21 protein-coding genes and 2 pseudogenes are annotated in these 20,727 nt (G+C 70.2%); 2 read left to right on the top strand and 21 right to left on the bottom strand.

Annotated elements, in window-relative coordinates:
* Positions 1 to 13: 13 nt before the first annotated feature.
* From G6N56_RS01900 to G6N56_RS01845, 12 genes and pseudogenes are all read right to left on the bottom strand, one after another.
* Positions 14 to 932, bottom strand: a pseudogene (locus G6N56_RS01900) (TIGR03564 family F420-dependent LLM class oxidoreductase).
* Between the two features lie 71 nt (positions 933 to 1,003).
* Entirely contained in the window at positions 1,004 to 2,401 is a 1,398-nt protein-coding gene (locus G6N56_RS01895; protein ID WP_085253773.1) for a bifunctional lysylphosphatidylglycerol flippase/synthetase MprF, read from the bottom strand.
* Between the two features lie 226 nt (positions 2,402 to 2,627).
* On the bottom strand, positions 2,628 to 3,533 hold the full coding sequence (locus tag G6N56_RS01890; RefSeq protein ID WP_085253772.1) for an acyl-CoA thioesterase II: 906 nt from the start codon (positions 3,531 to 3,533) through the stop codon (positions 2,628 to 2,630).
* Positions 3,534 to 3,610: 77 nt separating this feature from the next.
* Positions 3,611 to 5,029 carry a pyruvate kinase gene (pyk, locus tag G6N56_RS01885; RefSeq protein ID WP_085253771.1) on the bottom strand — a complete coding sequence of 473 codons (1,419 nt, stop codon included), beginning with the start codon at positions 5,027 to 5,029 and terminating at the stop codon, positions 3,611 to 3,613.
* A 65-nt stretch (positions 5,030 to 5,094) separates the two neighbouring features.
* Positions 5,095 to 5,499, bottom strand: a complete 405-nt coding sequence (locus tag G6N56_RS01880; protein WP_085253770.1) for a DUF2752 domain-containing protein — start codon at positions 5,497 to 5,499, stop codon at positions 5,095 to 5,097.
* A gap of 7 nt (positions 5,500 to 5,506) precedes the next feature.
* Positions 5,507 to 5,902 carry a TM2 domain-containing protein gene (locus G6N56_RS01875; protein WP_085253769.1) on the bottom strand — a complete coding sequence of 132 codons (396 nt, stop codon included), beginning with the start codon at positions 5,900 to 5,902 and terminating at the stop codon, positions 5,507 to 5,509.
* 55 nt (positions 5,903 to 5,957) lie between these two features.
* Positions 5,958 to 7,076: a prolipoprotein diacylglyceryl transferase gene (locus tag G6N56_RS01870; protein ID WP_085253768.1), complete on the bottom strand. Its 1,119-nt coding sequence runs from the start codon at positions 7,074 to 7,076 to the stop codon at positions 5,958 to 5,960.
* Positions 7,073 to 7,888: a tryptophan synthase subunit alpha gene (trpA, locus tag G6N56_RS01865; protein ID WP_085253767.1), complete on the bottom strand. Its 816-nt coding sequence runs from the start codon at positions 7,886 to 7,888 to the stop codon at positions 7,073 to 7,075. Before trpA ends, G6N56_RS01870 begins: the two co-directional genes overlap by 4 nt.
* Entirely contained in the window at positions 7,885 to 9,168 is a 1,284-nt protein-coding gene (trpB, locus tag G6N56_RS01860) for a tryptophan synthase subunit beta (protein WP_085253766.1), read from the bottom strand. The genes trpA and trpB overlap by 4 nt, the downstream gene beginning before the upstream one ends.
* Before the next feature lie 59 nt (positions 9,169 to 9,227).
* Positions 9,228 to 10,046, bottom strand: coding sequence for an indole-3-glycerol phosphate synthase TrpC (gene trpC / locus G6N56_RS01855; protein ID WP_085253765.1), 819 nt, complete (start codon positions 10,044 to 10,046; stop codon positions 9,228 to 9,230).
* Positions 10,047 to 10,142: 96 nt separating this feature from the next.
* A complete protein-coding gene (locus G6N56_RS01850) occupies positions 10,143 to 10,811 on the bottom strand; it encodes a TIGR02234 family membrane protein (protein ID WP_085253764.1) in 669 nt (222 codons plus the stop codon).
* Complete coding sequence (locus tag G6N56_RS01845; protein ID WP_085253763.1) at positions 10,804 to 12,342, bottom strand: anthranilate synthase component I; 1,539 nt, start codon at positions 12,340 to 12,342, stop codon at positions 10,804 to 10,806. Before G6N56_RS01845 ends, G6N56_RS01850 begins: the two co-directional genes overlap by 8 nt.
* Positions 12,343 to 12,401: 59 nt before the next feature.
* Here G6N56_RS01845 and G6N56_RS01840 point away from each other — a divergent pair, with 59 nt between their 5' ends.
* Entirely contained in the window at positions 12,402 to 12,866 is a 465-nt protein-coding gene (locus G6N56_RS01840) for a peroxiredoxin (protein WP_085253817.1), read from the top strand.
* On the opposite strand, the gene G6N56_RS01835 is transcribed toward G6N56_RS01840, so the two are convergent.
* The gene (locus G6N56_RS01835; protein WP_085253762.1) at positions 12,856 to 13,947 is read right to left on the bottom strand and encodes a calcium:cation antiporter; all 1,092 of its coding nucleotides are present in this window, start codon (positions 13,945 to 13,947) and stop codon (positions 12,856 to 12,858) included. The genes G6N56_RS01840 and G6N56_RS01835 overlap by 11 nt on opposite strands.
* A 100-nt stretch (positions 13,948 to 14,047) precedes the next feature.
* Between G6N56_RS01835 and G6N56_RS01830 the strand changes: the two are divergent.
* Positions 14,048 to 14,280 (top strand): annotated as a pseudogene (locus G6N56_RS01830) (serine/threonine-protein kinase); the annotation flags it as partial.
* Between the two features lie 52 nt (positions 14,281 to 14,332).
* Here G6N56_RS01830 and hisI read toward each other — a convergent pair.
* The 8 genes from hisI to hisD are packed head-to-tail and all read right to left on the bottom strand — an operon-like array spanning position 14,333 to position 20,724.
* Positions 14,333 to 14,680, bottom strand: a complete 348-nt coding sequence (gene hisI, locus G6N56_RS01825; RefSeq protein WP_085253761.1) for a phosphoribosyl-AMP cyclohydrolase — start codon at positions 14,678 to 14,680, stop codon at positions 14,333 to 14,335.
* Complete coding sequence (gene hisF / locus G6N56_RS01820; RefSeq protein ID WP_085253760.1) at positions 14,677 to 15,462, bottom strand: imidazole glycerol phosphate synthase subunit HisF; 786 nt, start codon at positions 15,460 to 15,462, stop codon at positions 14,677 to 14,679. Before hisF ends, hisI begins: the two co-directional genes overlap by 4 nt.
* 2 nt (positions 15,463 to 15,464) lie before the next feature.
* Positions 15,465 to 16,265, bottom strand: coding sequence for an inositol monophosphatase family protein (locus G6N56_RS01815; RefSeq protein ID WP_085253759.1), 801 nt, complete (start codon positions 16,263 to 16,265; stop codon positions 15,465 to 15,467).
* 8 nt (positions 16,266 to 16,273) lie between these two features.
* Entirely contained in the window at positions 16,274 to 17,020 is a 747-nt protein-coding gene (gene priA / locus G6N56_RS01810) for a bifunctional 1-(5-phosphoribosyl)-5-((5-phosphoribosylamino)methylideneamino)imidazole-4-carboxamide isomerase/phosphoribosylanthranilate isomerase PriA (protein ID WP_085253758.1), read from the bottom strand.
* The gene (gene hisH, locus G6N56_RS01805) at positions 17,020 to 17,643 is read right to left on the bottom strand and encodes an imidazole glycerol phosphate synthase subunit HisH (RefSeq protein ID WP_085253757.1); all 624 of its coding nucleotides are present in this window, start codon (positions 17,641 to 17,643) and stop codon (positions 17,020 to 17,022) included. Before hisH ends, priA begins: the two co-directional genes overlap by 1 nt.
* A gap of 5 nt (positions 17,644 to 17,648) precedes the next feature.
* Positions 17,649 to 18,281 carry an imidazoleglycerol-phosphate dehydratase HisB gene (gene hisB, locus G6N56_RS01800; RefSeq protein ID WP_085253756.1) on the bottom strand — a complete coding sequence of 211 codons (633 nt, stop codon included), beginning with the start codon at positions 18,279 to 18,281 and terminating at the stop codon, positions 17,649 to 17,651.
* The gene (locus G6N56_RS01795; protein ID WP_085253755.1) at positions 18,278 to 19,414 is read right to left on the bottom strand and encodes a histidinol-phosphate transaminase; all 1,137 of its coding nucleotides are present in this window, start codon (positions 19,412 to 19,414) and stop codon (positions 18,278 to 18,280) included. The genes hisB and G6N56_RS01795 overlap by 4 nt, the downstream gene beginning before the upstream one ends.
* Positions 19,411 to 20,724 (bottom strand): histidinol dehydrogenase, encoded by a 1,314-nt coding sequence (gene hisD / locus G6N56_RS01790; protein WP_408632680.1) that lies wholly within the window; start codon positions 20,722 to 20,724, stop codon positions 19,411 to 19,413. The genes G6N56_RS01795 and hisD overlap by 4 nt, the downstream gene beginning before the upstream one ends.
* Positions 20,725 to 20,727 lie beyond the last annotated feature (3 nt).

Here is a 20,727-nt window from a genome sequence, read left to right as displayed (position 1 = left end):
GCCCGGCGTCCCGTCACACGGAGGCGGCAAGCCGCCAAAGCGCCTCTCGGTCAACCGATTCCGAGCGGTCCACCGGGTTGATCACCACGTCGGTCGCGCCCGCATCGAGGTAGCGGCGCAACTGATTGCGCACGGCGACCTCGGACCCGATCGCGGCCAGGTCGGTGATGCTGGTGACGGCCTCGCGGGCGATCACTTTCCGGTACGAGGGGATGTTCGCGTAGAAACTCAGGTGCTCGGCGGCGAAGGCCCGCCCGGAGTCGACGTCGTCGGTCAGCAACACGGGCACCGCCGCGATGATGCGCGGCGCCGGGCGGCCCGCCGCCGCGGCCGCCGCGGTGATCGTCGGGGCGATGAATTCGCTGATGGTGCGCGGCCCGGCAAGGTAGGGCAGCGTGCCGTCGGCCAGTTCGCCGGTGACTTGCAACGCCTTCGGACCCATCGCTGCCACATAGACCGGCACCGGGGAGCCCCCCCGCGACGCGCACCGGCCAGAAGGGCCTGGCGGTCAGCTCGGTGCCGTGAACGTCGACGCCCCCGGTGTCGAAGACGGAGTTCAAGATCGTCAGATGTTCGCGCAGCCGCTGAATGGTGTTGGTCCAGTCGACGCCGAACATCTGCCGTTCGAGCGCCCGCGCACCCAGGCCGAGCCCGAGGCTGAAATTGCCGTGCGCGGCGGCCTGCGCCGTCTGTGCCAGTGCGGCGACGATCAACGGGTGGCGCGGGTTGATCGGCACGACCGAGGTGCCGACCCCAAGCCCGGGCACCGCCGCCCCGATCAGCCCGGCCAGCGCGATCGCGTCGTACGTGGATTGCTGGGCCAGCCAGATCTGGCGCACCCCGAGTTCGTTGGCGCGCCTGGCTTGTTCGATCGCGTCGTCGACGAGGTTGAGGGCGTCGGGACGGGGCATCAGGAAGGTTCCGGTGGGCATGCCGCAACCAACGCGCCCCGGTCGGCGGCCATTCCTGCCGGATCGCGGTGATCAGAAAGCCAACCGGCCGCCTAGAGGTGTCGCCGGCGCGGCATGAACTCCACCGACAGCAACACGAACAGCAGCGGAATCAGCTGGGTCATCGAGATCAGCGCGTACCGCCGGGAATCCAGAGCGTGGAACTTGCGGACGTACCGGTACAACGACTCCAACGCGATCAACGGGTCCAGCACATGGATCAATCGGTAAAAGACGTGCTGGATGCGGCTGCGGTTCCGCTCGTCGAAGATCTCCGGAAAGGCCGCAAACGACAGCGAAACGCGCCGCGCGCCGGCTTCTTTGGCCGCCATCGCCATGTCGACGCTGAGCCGTTCGTCGATGCCGTTGGGTGCCCCGCGGCGGCGCCACGGCACGTCGAGGCTGACGTCGCTGCCGCCGCCGGCGGTGGCGTAGCGGTGGAAGCCCTGCGCCCGACCCGAGGAGTCCCTGGCGATGATGAGCTGAATCCCGGGGAACCGGCCCTCCAGCACGCCGTCAAGGTTCATGAAGAAGCCACGCTGCGTCCCCGCCCCCCGGGACGATGCCCGCACCACGTCGGTCAGCTCGGCGAGAAGCCCGTCATCGAGCGCCTGCTCCGAGACGATCTCGGTGGTGATGCCGCAGTTGTGGGTGCGCTTGACCGCCTGGCGCAGGTTGCGGAACTTGCGCCCCGCCATGTCGAAGCCCGACACGTCGATCACGACGTCGCGGCCGATCGGCACCGGCCGCAGCGACTGCCCGATCACCGCCGGGTCGGTCCACAGCCCGAGCCGGCGCTCGCCGCAGCCCACGACCGCGATCCGCCAGCCGTGCGCGTGGCAGGTGGCCGCGAAGTCGGCGACCAGCTCGGGGAATTTGTCCTCGTCACCGATCGGATCGCCGCCGACCACGGCGAATCCCAGCCGAGTCCGGTACGCGAGCGCGGCGGCACCGTCTGCGGTGAAGTGGTAGCACTTGCCCGTCTGCATCGCGAACGGTGCCAGCGGATCGTCCCGAGTGGCCTCGATCAGGGCCCAGGCCCGGCGTAGGTCGTCGGGCCGCGGGCGGGCCGACGTCGGCCACATCAGCGCCGGGCCGGACCCGACGACCAGCACGGCACCGAGCAGGTCGAACGACAGCACATGGGCGCCGAGTCCGCCCAGCACGAAGGCCGCGGCCGTCGCTGCGTGCGCGGCGGTCACCGGCCGGCCCAGGAAGATGCCGCGGGCGATGAAGGCCACCGCCCCGAGGACCGTCAGCGACCACCCCAGCCGGTCGGCGCAGTGCCAACCGGGGTTGTGGTGGTGGCGGACGAGTATGACGACGAGCCAGCCAGCGGCGCACAGGAGGGCCAGAGCGCCGATCCAGCGGGCCGCGAGCGTGTCGACGTGAACGACCACCCGTTCGCGGGCGCGGGGCCTCGCCGCGACGTCGACCGGTGATTGGTTCAACTCTCACCTCCCGATGCGCTGAAATCAGCTGGGCGGCCAGTCGCCGCCTCTGCACCGCGTACCCGGCAAGCTGCAACTTACGCCTGCTGAGGGCCCGATGAACGGGCTTTCGTGAGGCTCTCAGACCTCTCTCCCGTGCCTGCAGTGCCTCTCAGCGCCTCTCAGTGCCTGTCACAGTGCCTGTCAGTGCTCCTCAGTGGCGCTTGGTGGGCGCTCCGCACCCCGTCTATCGGCGCGGCGGCGGGAAGTATTTCAGGACACCCTCCTGCACGACGGTGGCGAGGAGCTGCCCGGCCGGGTCGAAGAAGTGGCCCGTGCCCAGCCCGCGGGAATCGGCGGCCACCGGGGACGACGTCGAGTACAGCACCCAGTCGTTGAAGTCCACCTGCCGGTGGAACCAGACGGAGTGGTTGGCGGACGCGGCGAAGATGCGGTCGAAACCCCACGACAGCCCGTGCGTGGTGATCACCGAGTCCAGGACGGTGGTGTCCGAGGTGTACACCATCACCGCGGTGTGCAGCATCGGATCGTCGGGCACGGTCCCGAGCGCCTTGACCCACACCCGGTTGTATGGGAGCCGCTCGCCCTTGTCTCGCATCACCCACGCGGGGTCGTTGGTGTAGCGCCACTCGATCGGCTGCAGGGCGTTGACGAAGTGCGGGACGGTGTCTTCGTACCCGCGCAGTAGCTCGGCGATCCGCGGCTGCGTGTGCGGCCCGGGCACCGTGGGCGGGTCGACGGCGTGCTCGAGTCCGGGACCACCGGACATATAGGAGATCAGCGCGGAGGACAGCAGCACGCCGTCCTGCACCGCGTCCACCCGCCGGTTGGCGAAGCGCCGCTCGTCGCGCAACCGCGTCACGTGAAACTCGATGTCCCTGCCGGTGTCGCCCCCGTTGACGAAGTGCACCGACAGCGCGCCGGGCGGCAGGCCCTCGCGGGTCAGCGTGCGGGCGCTGGCGACGAATGACTGGGCCATGAGCTGACCACCGAACGTCCGCATCGGGTTCTTGCTCGGGTGGCTACCGACGAACCGGTCATCGCCGACGCGCTCGAGGTCGAGTATCGCCAGCAGTTCCTCGAAATCCGAGTAGGTGTCCTCCCGGACATTCGGCTCATCGCCTGCCGGCACGGGCTCTCCTCAGGTCTCGATTGCGCGCCTCTTTTCCACAGGAAGGGAACCCCGGACCGGGCCGGACGATCGGGCGGCTAGACGTCGTCCTCCCCGATCCGGTGCACATGGATCAGGTTGGTCGACCCTACTGTGCCAGGTGGCGCGCCGGCCACGATCACCACCAGGTCACCGCGCTTGTAGCGACCGAGTTCCAGTAGCGACTTGTCGACCTGACGGATCATGCCGTCCGTCGACGTCATCATCGGGACGATGAATGTCTCGGTGCCCCACGTCATGGCGAGTTGGCTGCGCACCTCGGGCCACGCGGTGAACGCGAGCAGCGGCAGGGGGGTGTGCAACCGCGCCAGCCGCTTGACCGTGTCGCCGGACTGGGTGAACGCGACCAGCGCCTTGGCGTCCAGCCGCTCGCCGATGTCGCGGGCCGCGTAAGAGATCACCCCGCGCTTGGTACGCGGCACATGGGTCAGCGGCGGCGCGGCCGTGGAGTTCTCCTCGACGGCGCAGATGATGCGTGACATCGTGCGTACGGCCGCCAGCGGATACTTCCCCACCGAGGTCTCGCCGGACAGCATCACCGCGTCGGCGCCGTCGAGCACCGCGTTGGCGACGTCGGAGGCCTCGGCCCGCGTCGGCCGCGAGTTCTCGATCATCGAGTCGAGCATCTGCGTGGCCACGATGACGGGTTTCGCGTTTTCCCGGGAGATCTGGATGGCGCGCTTCTGGACCAGCGGGACCTCTTCGAGCGGCAGCTCGACACCCAGATCGCCGCGCGCCACCATGATGGCGTCGAACGCGAGCACGATCGCTTCCAGGTTGTCGACCGCTTCGGGCTTCTCCAGCTTGGCGATCACGGGAACCCGCCGACCGATCCGGTCCATCACCTCGTGGACCAGCTCGACGTCCGACGGCGAGCGCACAAAGGACAGCGCGACCAGGTCGACGCCGAGGTCCAGCGCGAAGGTGAGATCGTCGATGTCCTTCTCCGACAGGGGAGGCGCGGACACGTTCATGCCGGGCAGCGACATGCCCTTGTTGTTGCTGACTGGCCCACCCTCGGTGACGGTGCAGACGACGTCGTCGCCCTCGATGGCATCGACCATCAGGCCGACCTTCCCGTCGTCGATCAGAACCCGGTCGCCGACGGCGGCGTCCTTCGCCAGCGTCTTGTAGGTGGTCGACACGCGGTCGTGGGTGCCCTCGCACTCGGCGACGGTGATCCGCACCACCTCGCCGTCGGCCCAGTAGGTGGACCCGGTGGCGAAGCGGCCCAACCTGATCTTGGGGCCCTGCAGGTCGGCGAGCACACCGACCGCGCGACCGGTGGCATCGGAGGCGGCCCGCACTCGCTCGTAGGCGGCCTTGTGATCGGCGTAGTCACCGTGACTGAAGTTCAGTCGGGCGACGTCCATTCCGGCATCGACAAGCGCTGTGATCAGCTCATCTGAGGCGGTGGCAGGACCAAGGGTGCAGACGATCTTCCCGCGTCTAGTCACGCCGACCCAGCATAGTCGCGTGCGCAGCCCGGGGCGCTTGTTGACCGCCGGGCTTAACGCCCGGGCTACCCACTGTTGGTCGGAATCAACGGGAATCCGGGCAGATTTCGCAGAATCGTCCACAGAGTCGCCGCGACAGCGATCGCCAGCACCGCCGGCATCGGCAGCGACGACCCCTTGTTTCGGCGGCCGAACAGCACCCAACCGGCCAACAGCGGGAGGCCGACCACCAGGAAGGCGTTGTCGTTGATGCCGGCCAGCAGGTCGCCGTGCAGCAGGTCGTGGGTCATTCGCAGCCCGCCGCAGAACGGGCAATTCCAGCCGGTGAGCCATTTGAATGGACACAGCGGGTAGACGGAACTCGCGTTGTGCGGGTCGACGAGACCGATGTAGACCAGCGCGCCCCCCAGAAGCGCTCCGGTGCCGACGGCCGGGAAGAGGCGCTGACCAACCGCGCCGCGCTCGTGCATCACCGGCTCAGGTCCCCTCACGCAGGGGGCGACCGTGCGAGTCGGGCACCTTGTCGGTGAGGATGAGGATCGCGTCGACGATGCTCCAGACGAGACCGAATCCGCAGGTGAGCCAGCCGACCAGCAGCTGCGCGACACCGATGCCGATGTCACCGATGTAGAACCGGCCGATCCCGCCGATGCCGATCAGGCTCAGCAGCTGGAGCAGGCCCGCGATCGTCTTCGACTTGTCCGAATACGGCTGACCGGTCACGGGGTGACGGCCGAATGGGGCGGACGGGTCGTAGTAGCCGCCCGGAACCGGATACTGCGGATAGGGCGGCGGGTAGCCGGCGTGATAACCCGGCGGCGGGGGCGGCGGGGCGCCGAAACTCGCGGGGTCGGGCGACGACGGTTCGGTCACCGTGCCAGCATGACAGATCGGCCGCCGCGCGCCCTAAAAGATTTTCGACGCCCCGCTATCGGTTTCGGCGCAGGCTCCAGCGCCCGCGGGGCGCCTCGCCGTCGCCGGCGGCATCCGCTGCGCTTTCGCCGGGTTCGGGGTCGGCGCTGGTGGGCGACTCGGCCTCGCCCGCCTCGGGCGCTACTTCGGCTTCGGGCTCTCCGGCTTCGGGCTCTTCGGGCTCGGCGGCCGCGGCATCCGCGTCCGGCGACTCGGGCACATCTGCGGCGACCACCGGCTCCGGTTCCGGCGACACCTCGACGACGCCTTCGTTGCCACGCAGGCTCTCGGGATCCTCCCGACCCTTCGGCGCGACGATGAAATACACCACCGCCCCGATGAACACGAAAGTCGAGGTGAACGAGTTGATCCGGATGCCGGCAATGTGGGTCGCGGTGTCGTCGCGCAGCAGCTCGACACCGAAGCGCCCGATGCAGTAGCCGGCCACGTAGAGGGCGAACAGCCGCCCGTGTCCCAGCGTGAACCGCCGGTCCAAGTAGATCAGTGCGGCGAAAACCAGCACGTTCCAGATCAGTTCGTAGAGGAACGTGGGCTGCACGACGAGCGCCACCTGCCCCGTCGAGACGCCGTCGAGCGAATGCGGGTCGACGTAACCCGATGGGTCGCGGCGGTAGAAGATCTCCAGCCCCCACGGCAGCGTGGTCTCGCGGCCGTAGAGCTCCTGGTTGAAGTAGTTGCCCAGCCGCCCGATCGCCTGAGCCAGCACGATTCCCGGGGCGATCGCGTCGCCGAAGGCGGGCAACGGGATTCCCCGACGCCGGCAGGCGATCCACGCGCCCACGCCGCCGAGCGCCACCGCGCCCCAGATGCCCAGGCCGCCGTCCCAGATCCGCAGCGCCGCGCCGAACCCCGCGCCGCCGGGTCCCCAGTAGGTTCGCCAGTCGGTGGCCAGGTGGTAGAGCCGGCCGCCGATCAACCCGAACGGCACGGCCCACAGCGCCACGTCGTAGATCACGCCGCGCTGGCCGCCGCGGGCCTCCCAGCGCCGGTCACCGATGATGAGCGCGACCACGATGCCGGTGATGATGAACAGCGCGTAGGCGCGGATCGGCAACGGCCCGAGGTGCCACACGCCCTGCGGCGGGCTCGGGAAGTAGGTGGGCGCCAACGTCATGAGGCGGCGACCCCGTCGCGCACGCCGTGAGCGAGTTCCTCGGTCAGCGCCCGCAAGGCGGGCAGGCCACCGTCGCCCAGCGCCGACACCAACGCGGAGCCGACGATGACCCCGTCGGCGTAGCCGGCGATCTGCGCGGCCTGCTCGCGAGAACGCACCCCCAGGCCCACCCCGACGGGTATGTCAGACACCTCCCGCACCCGGGCCACCAGATCCGGCGCCGCCTGCGACACCGCGTCACGCGCCCCGGTCACTCCCATCGTGGAGGCAGCGTAGACGAACCCGCGCGAGGCCTCGACTGTCATCGCCAGCCGTTGCGGCGTCGACGACGGCGCTACGAGGAAGATGCGATCCAACCGATGCTCGTCGGATGCCGCCAGCCACCGGTCGGCCTCGTCCGGGATGAGATCGGGGGTGATCAGGCCCCGTCCGCCCGCCGCCGCGAGGTCGCGCGCGAAGGCGTCGACGCCGTACCGCAGCACCGGATTCCAGTACGTCATCACCACGGCGTCCCCACCGGCCGAACTGATGGCCTCGACGGCGGCGAGGGTGTCCCGCACCCGCACTCCCCCGTGCAGGGCGGCCTCGGTGGCCCTGGCGATGGTCGGGCCGTCCATCCCGGGGTCCGAATACGGCACCCCGACCTCGATGATGTCGCAGCCGGATTGGACGAGGGCGGTCATCGCGTCCATCGACGTGGCGACGTCGGGGTAGCCCGTCGGCAAGTACCCGATCAGCGCCGCACGGCCCTCCTTGCGGCACGACTCGAAGACCGGGGCCAGCCTGCTCGCCTGGCTTTGCTCCACCGTCATCGCCGGCCCGCATCGTCGGTGGGCGACATCAGCCCGAACCATTTGGCGGCCGTCTCGACGTCCTTGTCGCCGCGACCCGACAGGTTCACCACAATGATTGCGCCCCGGCCCAATTCGACGCCCAGCTGGAGAGCGCCGGCCACCGCGTGCGCGGATTCGATCGCCGGGATGATGCCTTCCGTGCGGCACAGCAGCCGGAACGCGTCCATCGCCTCGGTGTCGGTGATCGGCCGGTAGTCGGCGCGGCCGGTCTCCTTGAGGTAGGCGTGTTCGGGACCCACTCCCGGGTAATCCAAACCGGCCGAGATCGAATGGGATTCGATGGTTTGGCCGTCTTCGTCCTGCAGCAGGTAGGAGAACGAGCCCTGGAACGCCCCGGGGGAACCGCCCGCGAACGTCGCCGCATGCCGGCCCGTCTCGACGCCGTCGCCGGCCGCTTCGAACCCCACCAGCCGCACGTCGGGGTCGTCGATGAAGGCGTGGAAGATGCCGATGGCATTGGATCCGCCGCCCACGCAGGCGGTTACGGCGTCGGGCAACCGGCCCGCCTGCCGCTGGATCTGCACTCGGGCCTCCAGGCCGATGATGCGCTGGAAGTCCCGGACCATGGTCGGGAAGGGATGCGGACCCGCCGCCGTGCCGAAGCAGTAGTACGTGTTGTGCGCGTTGGTCACCCAGTCGCGGAACGCCTCGTTGATGGCGTCCTTCAGCGTCTGCGAGCCGGACTCGACGGAGACGACCTCGGCCCCCAGCAGCCGCATCCGCGCCACGTTGAGCGCCTGGCGCGCGGTGTCCACGGCGCCCATGTAGATCACACAGTCGAGGCCGAGCAGCGCGCACGCCGTGGCGGTTGCCACGCCGTGCTGGCCGGCCCCGGTCTCGGCGATCACCCGGGTCTTGCCCATCCTGCGGGCCAGCAACGCCTGGCCGAGGACGTTGTTGATCTTGTGAGAACCGGTGTGGTTCAGGTCTTCTCGTTTGAGGAAGATGCGCGCCCCGCCGGCGTGGTCACTGAGCCGGGTCGCCTCGTACAGCGGCGACGGCCTACCGGTGTAGTGGGTCTGCAAGTCATCCAGGATGTCGAGGAAATCCTGATTGACACGTTCCTTCTCGTAGGCGGTCGTGACCTCTTCGATCACCGCCATCAACGCCTCGGCGACGTAGCGACCACCCCAACCACCGGGGCCGCCGAAATGGCCGCCCGCGTCGGGGTCGTGGCTGGTGGGTTCGGCGATGGCCGCACTGGAACGCGGAAGATCCGAACCGGTCAGGTCGTCCATCACCAAGGCTCAACGCGGGGGCGGCTCATCGGATTCAACGTCTCAGTGCGCAACAACGTTCAGCGAGCCGGTTTCGGACAGGACGGGTGGGTGCCGGCGGTGACCAGATCGGCCACCGCGGCGCGTGGGTCACCGCTCTTGACCAGACCTTCACCGACCAGGACGGCGTCGGCGCCCGCACCGGCGTACGCCAACAGGTCTGCGGTGCCGCGCACGCCGGACTCGGCGATGCGGATCACGTTGCTGGGCAAGCCGGGTGCGATGCGCGCGAAGCAATCTCGGTCCACCGCCAGCGTCGTCAGGTCGCGGGCGTTGACGCCGATGACGTTGGCCCCGGCCTTGAGCGCGCGGTCGGCCTCCTCTTCGGTGTGCACCTCGACCAGTGCCGTCATGCCCAGCGATTCGGTGCGATCCAGCATCGACACCAGCGCCGATTGCTCGAGCGCGGCGACGATGAGCAACAGCATGTCCGCGCCGTGCGCTCGGGCCTCGTGGATCTGATACGGCTGGACCACAAAGTCCTTGCGCAGCACGGGGATCGACACCGCCGCACGCACCGCGTCGAGGTCATCGAGCGACCCGCGGAAGCGTCGCTCCTCGGTCAGCACGCTGATGATGCGGGCGCCGCCGTCCTCGTAGGCGCGGGACAGCTTCGCCGGGTCGGCGATGGTCGCCAGGGAACCCGCCGACGGGCTGGCGCGCTTGACTTCGGCGATGACGCCGATGCCGGGCTCACGCAAGGCGGCCATCACGTCGAGCGGCGGCGGCGCGGCCGCGGCCAACGCCTTGATCTCGGACAGGCTGACCAGGGCCTCGCGCGCGGAAACGTCGGCCCTGACTCCTTCGAGGATGGAGTCAAGCACGGATGCCGGACTCATGCCTTTCGGTTTCCTTCCGCCGTGCCCACGGTCACCCCGCCGTCGCCGCCTTCTGGACGATGTGAAGAAGGGTAGCGGCCTTTGGCTCGCGGCCCGTCACCGACCCTCGGTGTCGGCCTCACCGGGGCGCTCGGTCAGGTCCCGACCCTCATCAAGCGCATCCCAGATCATCCGTTCGGACATCTTCGGCTTCTCCGGCTCCTCAAGCATCACCCCATTTGCGCTTTCGCGCAGGGCTTTCGACCGACGGGTCGCCGGAGCCGCATATTTGGCGACGTCCGAGCCGTCCGAGCCGAGGATCGACGCCGAGCGCATCAACAACACGGCGGCGATCACGCTGCACCCGGCGGCGGCCACCGCGATGCCGGCTCCCCAACGGTGCCGCTCGCTGCCCACCAGCGTCATCAACGGAATGCGCGCCAGCTCGGCACCGCGCACGGCCACATCGGGGAGCACCCAGAGGCTGATGCCCAGATACCCGGCCGCGAGGCCGGCCACCGCCACCAGCACCGCCAGCACGCGCAGCGGCCAACCGCGCACGGCCAGGGCGGCCGCGGCCGCCGCGGCCAGGAGCAGGGCCAACGGGAGCAGGGCCGTGGACCACGCGGCGCCGGACAGCGTCACCGCCTTCGGCGGCCCCAGCCCGTCGAAGGACCGGACCACAACCCATGGCAGCCGCGACGCCGCCCACAACGCCCCCGCGGCGACCACCAGCAGGAACTGGGCCGGCACGATCGTGAACCGGCCCGGGCGGCGGTCAGCCATCGCGACCCGGCCGCGGGGCGGTCAGCGTCTCGGCCGCGGCGATCGCGTTGAGCACCGCGCGCGCCTTATTGGACGCCTCGGTGTATTCGTACGGGCCGTTGGAGTCGGCGACCACGCCGCCACCGGCCTGAACGTACGCGGTGCCGTCGCGCATCAGCGCGGTGCGGATGGCGATCGCGAAGTCGGCGTTGCCGGCGAAATCCAGGTAGCCGACCACGCCGCCGTAGAGGCCGCGGCGCGTCTTTTCGACCTCTTCGATGAGCTCCATGGCCCGCACCTTGGGGGCGCCCGACAGCGTTCCCGCCGGGAAGCATGCGGTCACCGCGTCCAGGGCGGTGCGGCCCTCACCGAGCATCCCGGTGACGGTCGACACCAGGTGCATCACGTGGCTGTAGCGCTCGATGTGGCTGTAGTCCTCGACGCGCACGCTGCCCGGCGTGCAGACCCGGCCCAGGTCGTTGCGGCCGAGGTCGACCAGCATCAGGTGCTCGGCGCGCTCCTTGGCGTCGGCCAGCAGGTCTTTTTCCAGCTGCTGGTCCTCTTCCTCGGTCTTGCCGCGCCACCGCGTTCCGGCGATCGGGTGCGTCGTCGCCCAGCCGTCGGCGACGGTGACCAACGCCTCCGGGCTGGATCCGACGATCGAGAAGTCCGTCGCGCCTTGCCCGTTCGGCACGTGCAGCAGGTACATGTAGGGGCTCGGGTTGGTCGCCCGCAGCATCCGGTACACGTCGATGGGGTCGACCGCGGTGTCCATCTCGAAGCGCTGCGAAGGCACCACCTGGAAGGCCTCGCCGGCCGCGATCTGCTCGACGAGGTAGTCGACGATCTTGGTGTACTCCTCGACCGTGCGCTGCGCGCGCTGCCGGGGCTCGGGGCGGCTGAACGTCGCGACCGTCGACGGCAGCGCCTGGCCCAGCGCCGTCGTCATCACGTCCAGCCGGGCGACGGCGTCGTCGTAGGCCTCGTCGACGCGCTCGTCGGTGCCGTTCCAGTTGACGGCGTTGGCGATCAGGGTGATGGTCCCCTCGTGATGGTCGACCGCCGCCAGGTCCGTCGCCAGCAGCAACAACATGTCCGGGAGGCGCAGGTCGTCGACAGCCAAGTCCGGCAGGCGTTCCAGGCGCCGCACCAGGTCGTAGGCGAAGAATCCGACCATCCCGCCCGACAGCGGGGGCAGGCCGGGCAGCGCGGCCGTGGCCAGCAGCTCGAGGGTGGCGCGCAGCGCCAGCAGGGGGTCCCCCCCGGTCGGGGCGTCCTGCGGCACGGCGCCCAGCCACACCGCTTCGCCGTCGCGCACCGTCAGCGCCGAGGGCGCGCCCGCGCCGATGAACGACCAACGCGACCAGGACCGGCCGTTCTCGGCGGACTCGAGCAGGAATGTGCCCGGGCGGTTGGCGGCCAGTTTGCGGTACGCCGACAGCGGCGTCTCGCTGTCGGCCAGCACCTTGCGGGTCACCGGCACCACGCGGTGCTCCGCCGCCAGCCGGCGGAAGTGCTCCCGTGAGGTGGTAGCGGCGAGGTGGTCGTGCACCGAACCATCCTCGCAGATCCACGCCCGGGGGCTCGCTGCCTGGGCGTAGCGTGACCGCCATGAAACCTGGTGACACCGTCGCGGACTTCGAACTTCCCGATCAGGCGGGCACGCCCCGCACGCTCAGCGGCCTGCTCGCCGACGGGCCCGTCGTCCTGTTCTTCTACCCCGCCGCGATGACGCCCGGCTGCACCAAGGAGGCCTGCCACTTCCGTGACCTCGCGGCCGAATTCGCCGCGGTGGGCGCCAGCCGGGTCGGCATCAGCACCGATCCCGTGCAGAAGCAGGCCAAGTTCGCCGAGACCCAGCACTTCGACTACCCGTTGCTGTCGGACGCCGACGGCGCGGTGGCCAAGCAGTTCGGGGTCAAGCGCGGCCTGCTCGGCAAGGTCATGCCGGTCAAGCGCACCACCTTTGTCATCGGCACCGACCGCAAGGTGCTCGACGTGATCGCCAGCGAATTCAGCATGGACACCCATGCCGACAAGGCGCTCGAGACCCTGCGCGCCCTGCCTACGGGTTGACCGCGAGAAAGATGTACGCGGCGAGCAGCACCAGGTGCAATTCGCCCTGCAGCCGGGTGGCCCGCCCCGGCACCACCGTCAGCATGCTGATCACGACGGTCAGCGCGAGCAGCACCAGCTGGACCGGACCGAGGCCGAGCACCAGCGGCCCCCTCAGCCAGATGCTTGCCAGCGCGATCGCCGGAATGGTCAGGCCGATGCTGGCCAGCGCCGAGCCGTAGGCCAGGTTCAGGCTGATCTGGATCCGGCCCCGTCGCGCCGCGCGTAGCGCCGCCAGGGTCTCCGGCAGCAGGACCAACGCCGCGATCACCACGCCGACGAACGTCTGCGGGAATCCGGCCGCGGTCACCGCCCGCTCGACCGCCGGCGACTCCTGCTCGGCGAGGCCCACCACGGCGAACAGCGCGACGACCAGCAGCGTGAGGCTGGTCAGCGCCGACCGGACGCTCGGCGGCTCGGCGTGGCTCTCATCCTCGAAGAGGCGCTTCTGGCCCCGCTGCGCGACCGGCAGGAAAAAGTCGCGATGCCGGAAGGTTTGGGTGAACACGAACAGCAGATACAGGCCCAGCGAGGCGACGGCGGCGAAGGCCAGCTGGCCGGGCGAAAATTCCCGGCCCACATGGCTTGTCGTGAACGCGGGCAGTACCAGGCTCAACGTCGCCAGCGTCGTGATCGTCGCCAGTGCCGCCCCGCTTCCCTCGGCGTTGAACAGCGTCACGCCGTACCGCCGCGACCCCATCAGCAGCGACAATCCGGCGATCCCGTTCGTGGTGATGATGACCGCGGCGAACACCGTGTCCCGGGCCAGCGTCGCGGTTTCGCTGCCGCCGGACGCCATCAGCTCGACGATCAGCGCAACCTCGATCACGGTGACGGCGGCGGCCAGGACCAGCGAGCCAAACGGTTCGCCCACCCGGGCCGCGACCACCTCGGCGTGATGGACCGCGGCCAGCACCGCGCCGACCAGGAGGGCGGCCGCCAGCGCGACGAGCAGCGGGCCGAGCTGAGTCCCCCAGATCAGTGCCAACACGACGAGGGCGAGCAGGGGCATGACCGCGGTCCACGTCACCGGTTTGATCATCGCCCGCCATTCTCACGGAAGGCCGGCGGCGGTGCGCCCTGAGGGGCGCCATCCAGGCGAATCACGGTTGCCGTGCGCACGGCCTCAGTAGCATGCTCACATGCCGCGAGTGGAAGGCCTCACCGAAGGGGAGGTGTTCGCCGGGTACACGATCGTGCGGCGCCTGGGCGCCGGCGGAATGGGCGAGATGTACCTGGCGCAGCACCCGCGGCTGCCCCGCACGGACGCCCTGAAGATCCTCCCCGCGACCTGACCGCGGACGACGAGTTCCGCCAGCGCTTCCTACGCGAAGCCGACCTCGCGGCCAGCCTCTACCAAATTGCCGCAGTGGGCGCGACCCGCGCCAAACCACCACCCACACCGCAATCTCGGTGGGGCGCCGGAGCTAACCTTCGGGCTCCAGGAGCACGTCGGCGTCGAAACAGCTGTGGTCGCCGGTGTGGCAGGCGCCGCCGACCTGGTCGACGGTCAGCAGCACCGCGTCGCCGTCGCAGTCGAGCCGCACCGAGTGGACGCGCTGCGTGTGGCCAGACGTCGCCCCCTTCACCCACTGCTCGCCACGCGACCGCGAATAGTACGTCCCCTCACGGGTTTCCAATGTCCGGGCCAGCGCGTCGTCGTCCATCCACGCGACCATCAGCACGTCGCCGCTGTCCCGCTCCTGCACGACGGCGGCGAACAGCCCGTCGGCATTGCGCTTGAGCCGCGCCGCGATCCGTGGGTCGAGCGTCATCGCACGGTGATCCCTTCGGCGGCCATGGCGGCCTTCACCTGGCCGATGGTCAGCTCGCGGAAGTGAAAGACGCTGGCCGCCAACACCGCATCGGCGCCGGCGGCGACGGCGGGCGCGAAGTGCGCCGCCGCTCCGGCACCCCCGCTGGCGATCACGGGCACCGTGACCGCGGCGCGGACCGCCCGCAGCATCGCCAGGTCGAACCCGGCCTTCGTGCCGTCGGCGTCCATCGAGTTGAGCAGGATCTCCCCCACCCCGAGCTCGGCGCCGCGCACCGCCCACTCGACGGCGTCGATCCCTGTGCCGCGCCGGCCGCCGTGGGTGGTGACCTCCCAGCCCGACGGGGTCGGGGCCGAGCCGGCCGGGACCGTGCGGGCGTCGACGGACAAGACGATGCACTGCGACCCGAACTGCCGCGCCATCTCGGCCAGCAAGTCGGGGCGCGCGATCGCGGCGGTGTTGACCGACACCTTGTCGGCCCCCGCGCGCAGCAGGACGTCGACGTCGGCCACCGTGCGCACTCCCCCGCCCACGGTCAGCGGGATGAACACCTGCTCGGCGGTGCGCCGCACGACGTCGAGCATGGTGCCGCGTTCCGACGACGAGGCGGTGACGTCGAGGAACGTCAGCTCGTCCGCCCCCTCGGCGTCGTAGGCGGCGGCCAGCTCGACGGGATCTCCCGCGTCGCGGAGGTTTTCGAAGTTGACGCCCTTGACCACCCGGCCGGCGTCGACGTCCAGGCAGGGAATCACCCGCACCGCGAGGCCGTTACTCGCGCACATCGTCAGTAGTCTCCCGGTTCGCCCGTGCTGCGCAGGATTTCGAGGATCTCGTCGTGCGCGCCCGGCGCCGCGGCGAGCGCGGACTCCGAATCGGGCGTCCACGCTTCGCCTGCCAGGTTCGTGACGACGCCACCCGCGGCCCGCACCAGCGCGACGCCCGCGGCATGGTCCCACACGTGTCCGCCGAAACTTATTGAGGCCGCCAGGATTCCGTCGGCAACATACGCCAGGTCCAGCCCCGTGGAGCCGTGCATGCGCAGCCGCGACGACACCCGGCTCAGGTTCTCCAGCAGCGCGACCCGATAGCGGCCGGGGAATCTGCCCCGGGCGTCCGCGCTGAACGAGCCGGCGCCGATGAGGGCGTCGGCCAGCTCGACCCGGCCCAGCGGTGGCTGGGGCTTACCGTTTTTCACCAAGGGCCCGCCGACGGTCGCGGTGTAACGCTGGCCGGTGAAGGGCAACCAGGTCAGTCCGACGACCGGCTCGCCGTCATGCAGCAACCCGAGCAGGATGCCGGCCATCGGCGAACCCGCCGCGTAGTTGAACGTGCCGTCTACGGGGTCGAGCACCCACACCCACTCCGCGTCGACGTCTTCGCCGCCGTATTCCTCGCCGTGCACACCGATTCCGGTGGTCTCGGTGAGGGCGGCGACGACCTGCCGCTCGATCGCCAGGTCGACGTCGGTGGCGAAGTCGTTGCCCTTCTTCTGCACGGCCGACTCGGCCCGGTGGCCGGCGAGAAAGGGCTCGGTCGCGTCGTCGAGGATCGCCGACGCCGTCTCGACCAGCGCGTCCAAGTCCATCGCGTCGCTCACCCCTGCACCGCGGCCAGGGCCTGCGGCAGGGTGAACCGCCCGGCGTAGAGGGCCTTGCCCACGATGGCCCCCTCGACCCCGCGGTCGGTGAGCGTGGCGATCGCACGCAGGTCGTCCAGGCTGGACACGCCGCCGGACGCGATCACCGGCGCCTCGGTGCGCTCGGCGACTCCGGCGAGCAACTCGAGATTGGGGCCGCCCAGGGTGCCGTCCTTGGTGACGTCGGTGACCACGAATCGCGAACACCCTTGGCTGTCAAGGCGTTCCAGCACCTCCCAGAGGTCACCGCCGTCGGTCTCCCAGCCACGGCCGCGCAGCCGGTGCTGGCCTTGGGGATGGGTCGGGTCGATCTGGACGTCCAGGCCGACGGCGACCTTGTCGCCATGCTCGCTGATCGCCCGCGCGCACCACTGCGGGTTCTCCAGGGCGGCCGTCCCGAGGTTGACCCGGGCGCAGCCCGTCGCCAGCGCCGCCGTCAGCGACTCGTCGTCGCGGATGCCGCCGGAGAGCTCGACCTGCACGTCGAGCTTGCCGACCACCTCGGCAAGCAGCTCGCGGTTGGAGCCGCGGCCGAAGGCGGCGTCGAGGTCCACCAGATGGATCCACTCGGCCCCGTCGCGCTGCCAGCCCAGGGCGGCGTCCAGCGCGGTCCCGTACTCGGTTTCGCTGCCGGCCTTGCCCTGCACCAGACGCACGGCCCGCCCGTCGACCACGTCGACCGCCGGCAAGAGAATCAATGGCATTACAGTCCCTCCACCCAGTTGCTAAGCACGGCCGCGCCGGCGTCTCCGCTCTTTTCCGGGTGGAATTGGGTGGCGGACAACGGCCCCTCCTCGACGGCGGCCAGGAACGGCACCTGGTGGGTGGCCCAGGTGAGCACCGCCGCCGGTGATCCCTCCCAACGCTGCGCGGCATAGGAATGCACGAAGTAGAACCGGGTGTCCTCGTCCAACCCCTTGAACAAGACCGTGTCCGCCCCGGCGTTGACGACGTTCCAACCCATGTGTGGGATCACCGGCGCGTCCAAACGGGTGACCGCCCCGGGCCACTGCCCGCAGCCGGTCGTCTCCACCCCGAATTCGACGCCACGGGCGAACAAGATCTGCATGCCGACGCACACCCCCAGGACCGGACGGCTTGCGGCGACGCGGTCGGCGATGATGCGGTCGCCCCCGATCTTCCGCAGCCCGGTCATGCAGGCCTCGTACGCGCCGACGCCCGGAACCACCAGCCCGTCGGCGGCGGCGGCCGCGTCCGCGTCGGCGGTCACCTCGACCGACGCACCCACCCGCTCCAGGGCGCGTTGCGCCGACCTCAGGTTGCCCGAACCGTAGTCGAGCACCACAATCGTCTTTTTAGGGGACACCGCTGTCACAGAACACCCTTGGTGGACGGCACGCCCGACACCCGCGGATCGGGCTCGACGGCCTGGCGCAAAGCACGGGCGACGGCCTTGTATTGGGCTTCGGTGATGTGGTGCGGGTCGCGCCCGTACAGCACGCGGACGTGCAGCGCGATGCGGGCGTTGGCGGCCAGCGACTCGAACACATGCCGGTTGATGACGGTGTGGTAGGGCACGGAGCTACCGGCAATGGTGGTGTGCTGCAGGTGATCCGGCTCCCCGGTGTGTACGCAGTAGGGCCGGCCGGAGACGTCGACGACGGCGTGGGCCAGCGTCTCGTCCATCGGGATGAACGCGTCCCCGAAGCGGCGGATGCCCTTCTTGTCGCCCAGGGCCTGCCCGAGCGCCTGGCCGAGCGCGATGGCGGTGTCCTCGATGGTGTGGTGCCCCTCGATCTCGACGTCGCCCTTGGTGCGCACGGTCAGGTCGAAACTGGCGTGGCTGCCCAGCGCCGTCAGCATGTGATCGTAGAACGGCACGCCGGTGTCGACATGCACCCGGCCGGTGCCGTCGAGGTCGAGCTCGATGACGATGTCGGATTCGCGTGTCGTCCGCTCGATCCGCGCGCGGCGCGTCGCTTTCGGTGTTTCGATGGCTGTCACGGTGCTCCTACGGCGGTGGCGGGGGCCAGTTCGGTGGCCGCGATCTGGGCGCTGGCCTTGAGGAACGCGTCGTTCTCGTCGCTTAATCCCGTCGTGGCGCGCAGGTAGCCGGGGATCCCGACGTCGCGGATCAGGATCCCGGCATCCAGGTAACGCTGCCACGCTGCCGGCGCGTCCGCGAACTCCCCGAACAGCACGAAGTTGGCGTCGCTCGGGATCACCCGAAATCCCATCCCGCTCAACGCCTTCGTGACGCGTTCGCGTTCGGCGATCAGCGCTGCCACGCTGCTCAGCGTGTCGTCGGCGTGCCGCAACGCGGCCCGGGCCGCGGCCTGGGTGACCGATGACAGGTGATACGGCAGCCGCACCAGCAGCATCGCGTCGATCACCGCCGGCGTGGCGACCAGGTAGCCGAGCCGGCCGCCGGCGAAGGCGAAAGCCTTGCTCATCGTGCGGGTGACGATCAGCTTGGCCGGGAACTGCTCGACCAGCGCCACCGCGCTCGGCTGCGAGGAAAACTCGCCGTAGGCCTCGTCGACGATCACGATGCCCGGCACCACGTCGAGCAGCCGTCGCAGATCCGGCAGCGGGATGCTCTGCCCGGACGGGTTGTTGGGGCTGGCGAGGAAGACGACGTCGGGGCGGCGGTCGGTGATCGCGGCGACGGCGGCGTCGACATCGAGGCTGAAGTCGTCGGCGCGGCCCGCCTGCAGCCACTCGGTGCGCGTGGCGTCGGAGATGATCGGGTGCATCGAGTACGACGGGACGAAACCCATCGCGGTACGGCCCGGGCCGCCGAAGGCCTGCAGCAATTGCTGCAGAATTTCGTTGGAACCGTTTGCAGCCCAGACGTTTTCGACGCTCAGCGGTGTCCCGGTTTGGGTGGTGAGGTAGGCGGCCAGGTCGGTGCGCAGTGCGACCGCGTCGCGGTCGGGATAGCGGTGCAGGTCGACTGCCGCCGCGCCGACCGAGCGGACGACGTCCTCGACCAGCGCTTGGCTCGGCGGGTGCGGGTTCTCGTTGGTGTTCAGCCGCACCGGCACCGCCAATTGCGGTGCGCCATAAGGGGTTTTCCCCCGCAGGTCGTCACGCAGCGGCAGGTCGTCGAGGGTGGGCTTTCCGGCTGCGCTCATCGTTCGAACCTCCGCCGGATCGCCTCGCCGTGCGCCGGCAGATCCTCGGCCTTCGACAGCGAAATGACATGGCCCGAGACGTCTTTCAGCGCGGCCTCGGTGTAGTCGACGACGTGGATGCCGCGCAGGAAGGTCTGCACCGACAGGCCGCTGGAGTGCCGCGCGGAGCCCGCGGTCGGCAGCACGTGATTGGACCCGGCGCAGTAGTCGCCGAGGCTCACCGGCGAGTACGGCCCGACGAAAATGGCGCCGGCCGAACGGATTCGGCCGGCGACCTCCGCGGCGTCGGCGGTCTGGATCTCCAGGTGTTCGGCGGCGTAGGCGTTGACCACCTCGATCCCGGCGTCCAGGTCGTCCACCAGGATGATCGCCGACTGGCGTCCCCCGAGCGCCGCGGTGACGCGTTCGCGGTGCACCGTCGTGCGCAGCTGGGCGGCCACTTCGGCGTCGGTGGCGGCGGCCAGGTCCTCGCTCGGGGTGACCAGCACGCTGCCCGCCATCTCGTCGTGCTCGGCCTGACTGATCAGGTCGGCGGCCACGTGGGCGGGGTCGGCAGTGTGGTCGGCGAGGATGGCGATCTCCGTCGGCCCGGCCTCGGCGTCGATGCCCACCCGGGAGCGGCACAGCCGCTTGGCGGCGGTGACGTAGATGTTGCCGGGCCCGGTGATCAGGTCCACGGGCATGAGTTCGCGACCATCGGTGTCGGTGCCGCCGTAGGCCAGGAGGGCCACGGCCTGCGCACCCCCTACGGCCCACACCTCCTCGACCCCCAGCAGGCGGGCGGCGGCCAGGATGGTCGGGTGCGGCAGCCCGTCATAGCGCGCCTGCGGCGGGCTGGCCACGACCAGCGAGCCGACACCGGCTACCTGCGCGGGCACCACGTTCATCACCACGCTCGACGGGTAGACCGCGTTGCCGCCCGGCACGTACAGCCCCACCCGCTCGACCGGCACCCACCGTTCGGTCACGGTCGCGCCGGGCCCCAGCGTGGTGGTGACGTCGGCGCGTCGCTGGTCGGCGTGCACCGCGCGGGCCCGTTCGATCATCACCCGCAGGGCCTCGGCGACGTCGGCGTCGAGGGCGTCCAGCGCCGCTCTGAGGGCCGCTTCGGGCACCCGGACGGTCGGCGGTCGCACGCCGTCGAAGGACGCCCCGAATTCCAGCGCCGCGTCGGCCCCGCGCTCGGCCACGGCCTCGATGATGGGCCGCACCTTCGGCAGCACGGCCTCCACATCGGCACCGCCACGCGGCAGTGCCGCCCGCAGTCGGGGCACCGTCAAGTCCACGCCCCGCAGGTCTATGCGGGCCAGCGG

Origin of the sequence: Mycobacterium saskatchewanense (assembly GCF_010729105.1) — a bacterium.
In the GTDB taxonomy this organism is placed as follows: domain Bacteria; phylum Actinomycetota; class Actinomycetes; order Mycobacteriales; family Mycobacteriaceae; genus Mycobacterium; species Mycobacterium saskatchewanense.
The sequence above is the reverse complement of the archived record's forward strand: the minus strand, read 5'-3'. Positions and strand labels throughout refer to the sequence as shown.

Excerpts from the sequence above, each read along its gene's own strand:
- G6N56_RS01880 (WP_085253770.1), bottom strand. The coding sequence starts at position 5,499 with ATGCACGAGCGCGGCGCGGTTGGTCAGCGCCTCTTCCCGGCCGTCGGC.
- G6N56_RS01870 (WP_085253768.1), bottom strand. The coding sequence starts at position 7,076 with ATGACGTTGGCGCCCACCTACTTCCCGAGCCCGCCGCAGGGCGTGTGG.
- trpA (WP_085253767.1), bottom strand. The coding sequence starts at position 7,888 with ATGACGGTGGAGCAAAGCCAGGCGAGCAGGCTGGCCCCGGTCTTCGAG.
- trpB (WP_085253766.1), bottom strand. The coding sequence starts at position 9,168 with ATGGACGACCTGACCGGTTCGGATCTTCCGCGTTCCAGTGCGGCCATC.
- trpC (WP_085253765.1), bottom strand. The coding sequence starts at position 10,046 with ATGAGTCCGGCATCCGTGCTTGACTCCATCCTCGAAGGAGTCAGGGCC.
- G6N56_RS01850 (WP_085253764.1), bottom strand. The coding sequence starts at position 10,811 with ATGGCTGACCGCCGCCCGGGCCGGTTCACGATCGTGCCGGCCCAGTTC.
- G6N56_RS01840 (WP_085253817.1), top strand. The coding sequence starts at position 12,402 with ATGAAACCTGGTGACACCGTCGCGGACTTCGAACTTCCCGATCAGGCG.
- G6N56_RS01835 (WP_085253762.1), bottom strand. The coding sequence starts at position 13,947 with ATGATCAAACCGGTGACGTGGACCGCGGTCATGCCCCTGCTCGCCCTC.
- hisI (WP_085253761.1), bottom strand. The coding sequence starts at position 14,680 with ATGACGCTCGACCCACGGATCGCGGCGCGGCTCAAGCGCAATGCCGAC.
- hisF (WP_085253760.1), bottom strand. The coding sequence starts at position 15,462 with ATGTGCGCGAGTAACGGCCTCGCGGTGCGGGTGATTCCCTGCCTGGAC.
- G6N56_RS01815 (WP_085253759.1), bottom strand. The coding sequence starts at position 16,265 with ATGGACTTGGACGCGCTGGTCGAGACGGCGTCGGCGATCCTCGACGAC.
- priA (WP_085253758.1), bottom strand. The coding sequence starts at position 17,020 with ATGCCATTGATTCTCTTGCCGGCGGTCGACGTGGTCGACGGGCGGGCC.
- G6N56_RS01795 (WP_085253755.1), bottom strand. The coding sequence starts at position 19,414 with ATGAGCGCAGCCGGAAAGCCCACCCTCGACGACCTGCCGCTGCGTGAC.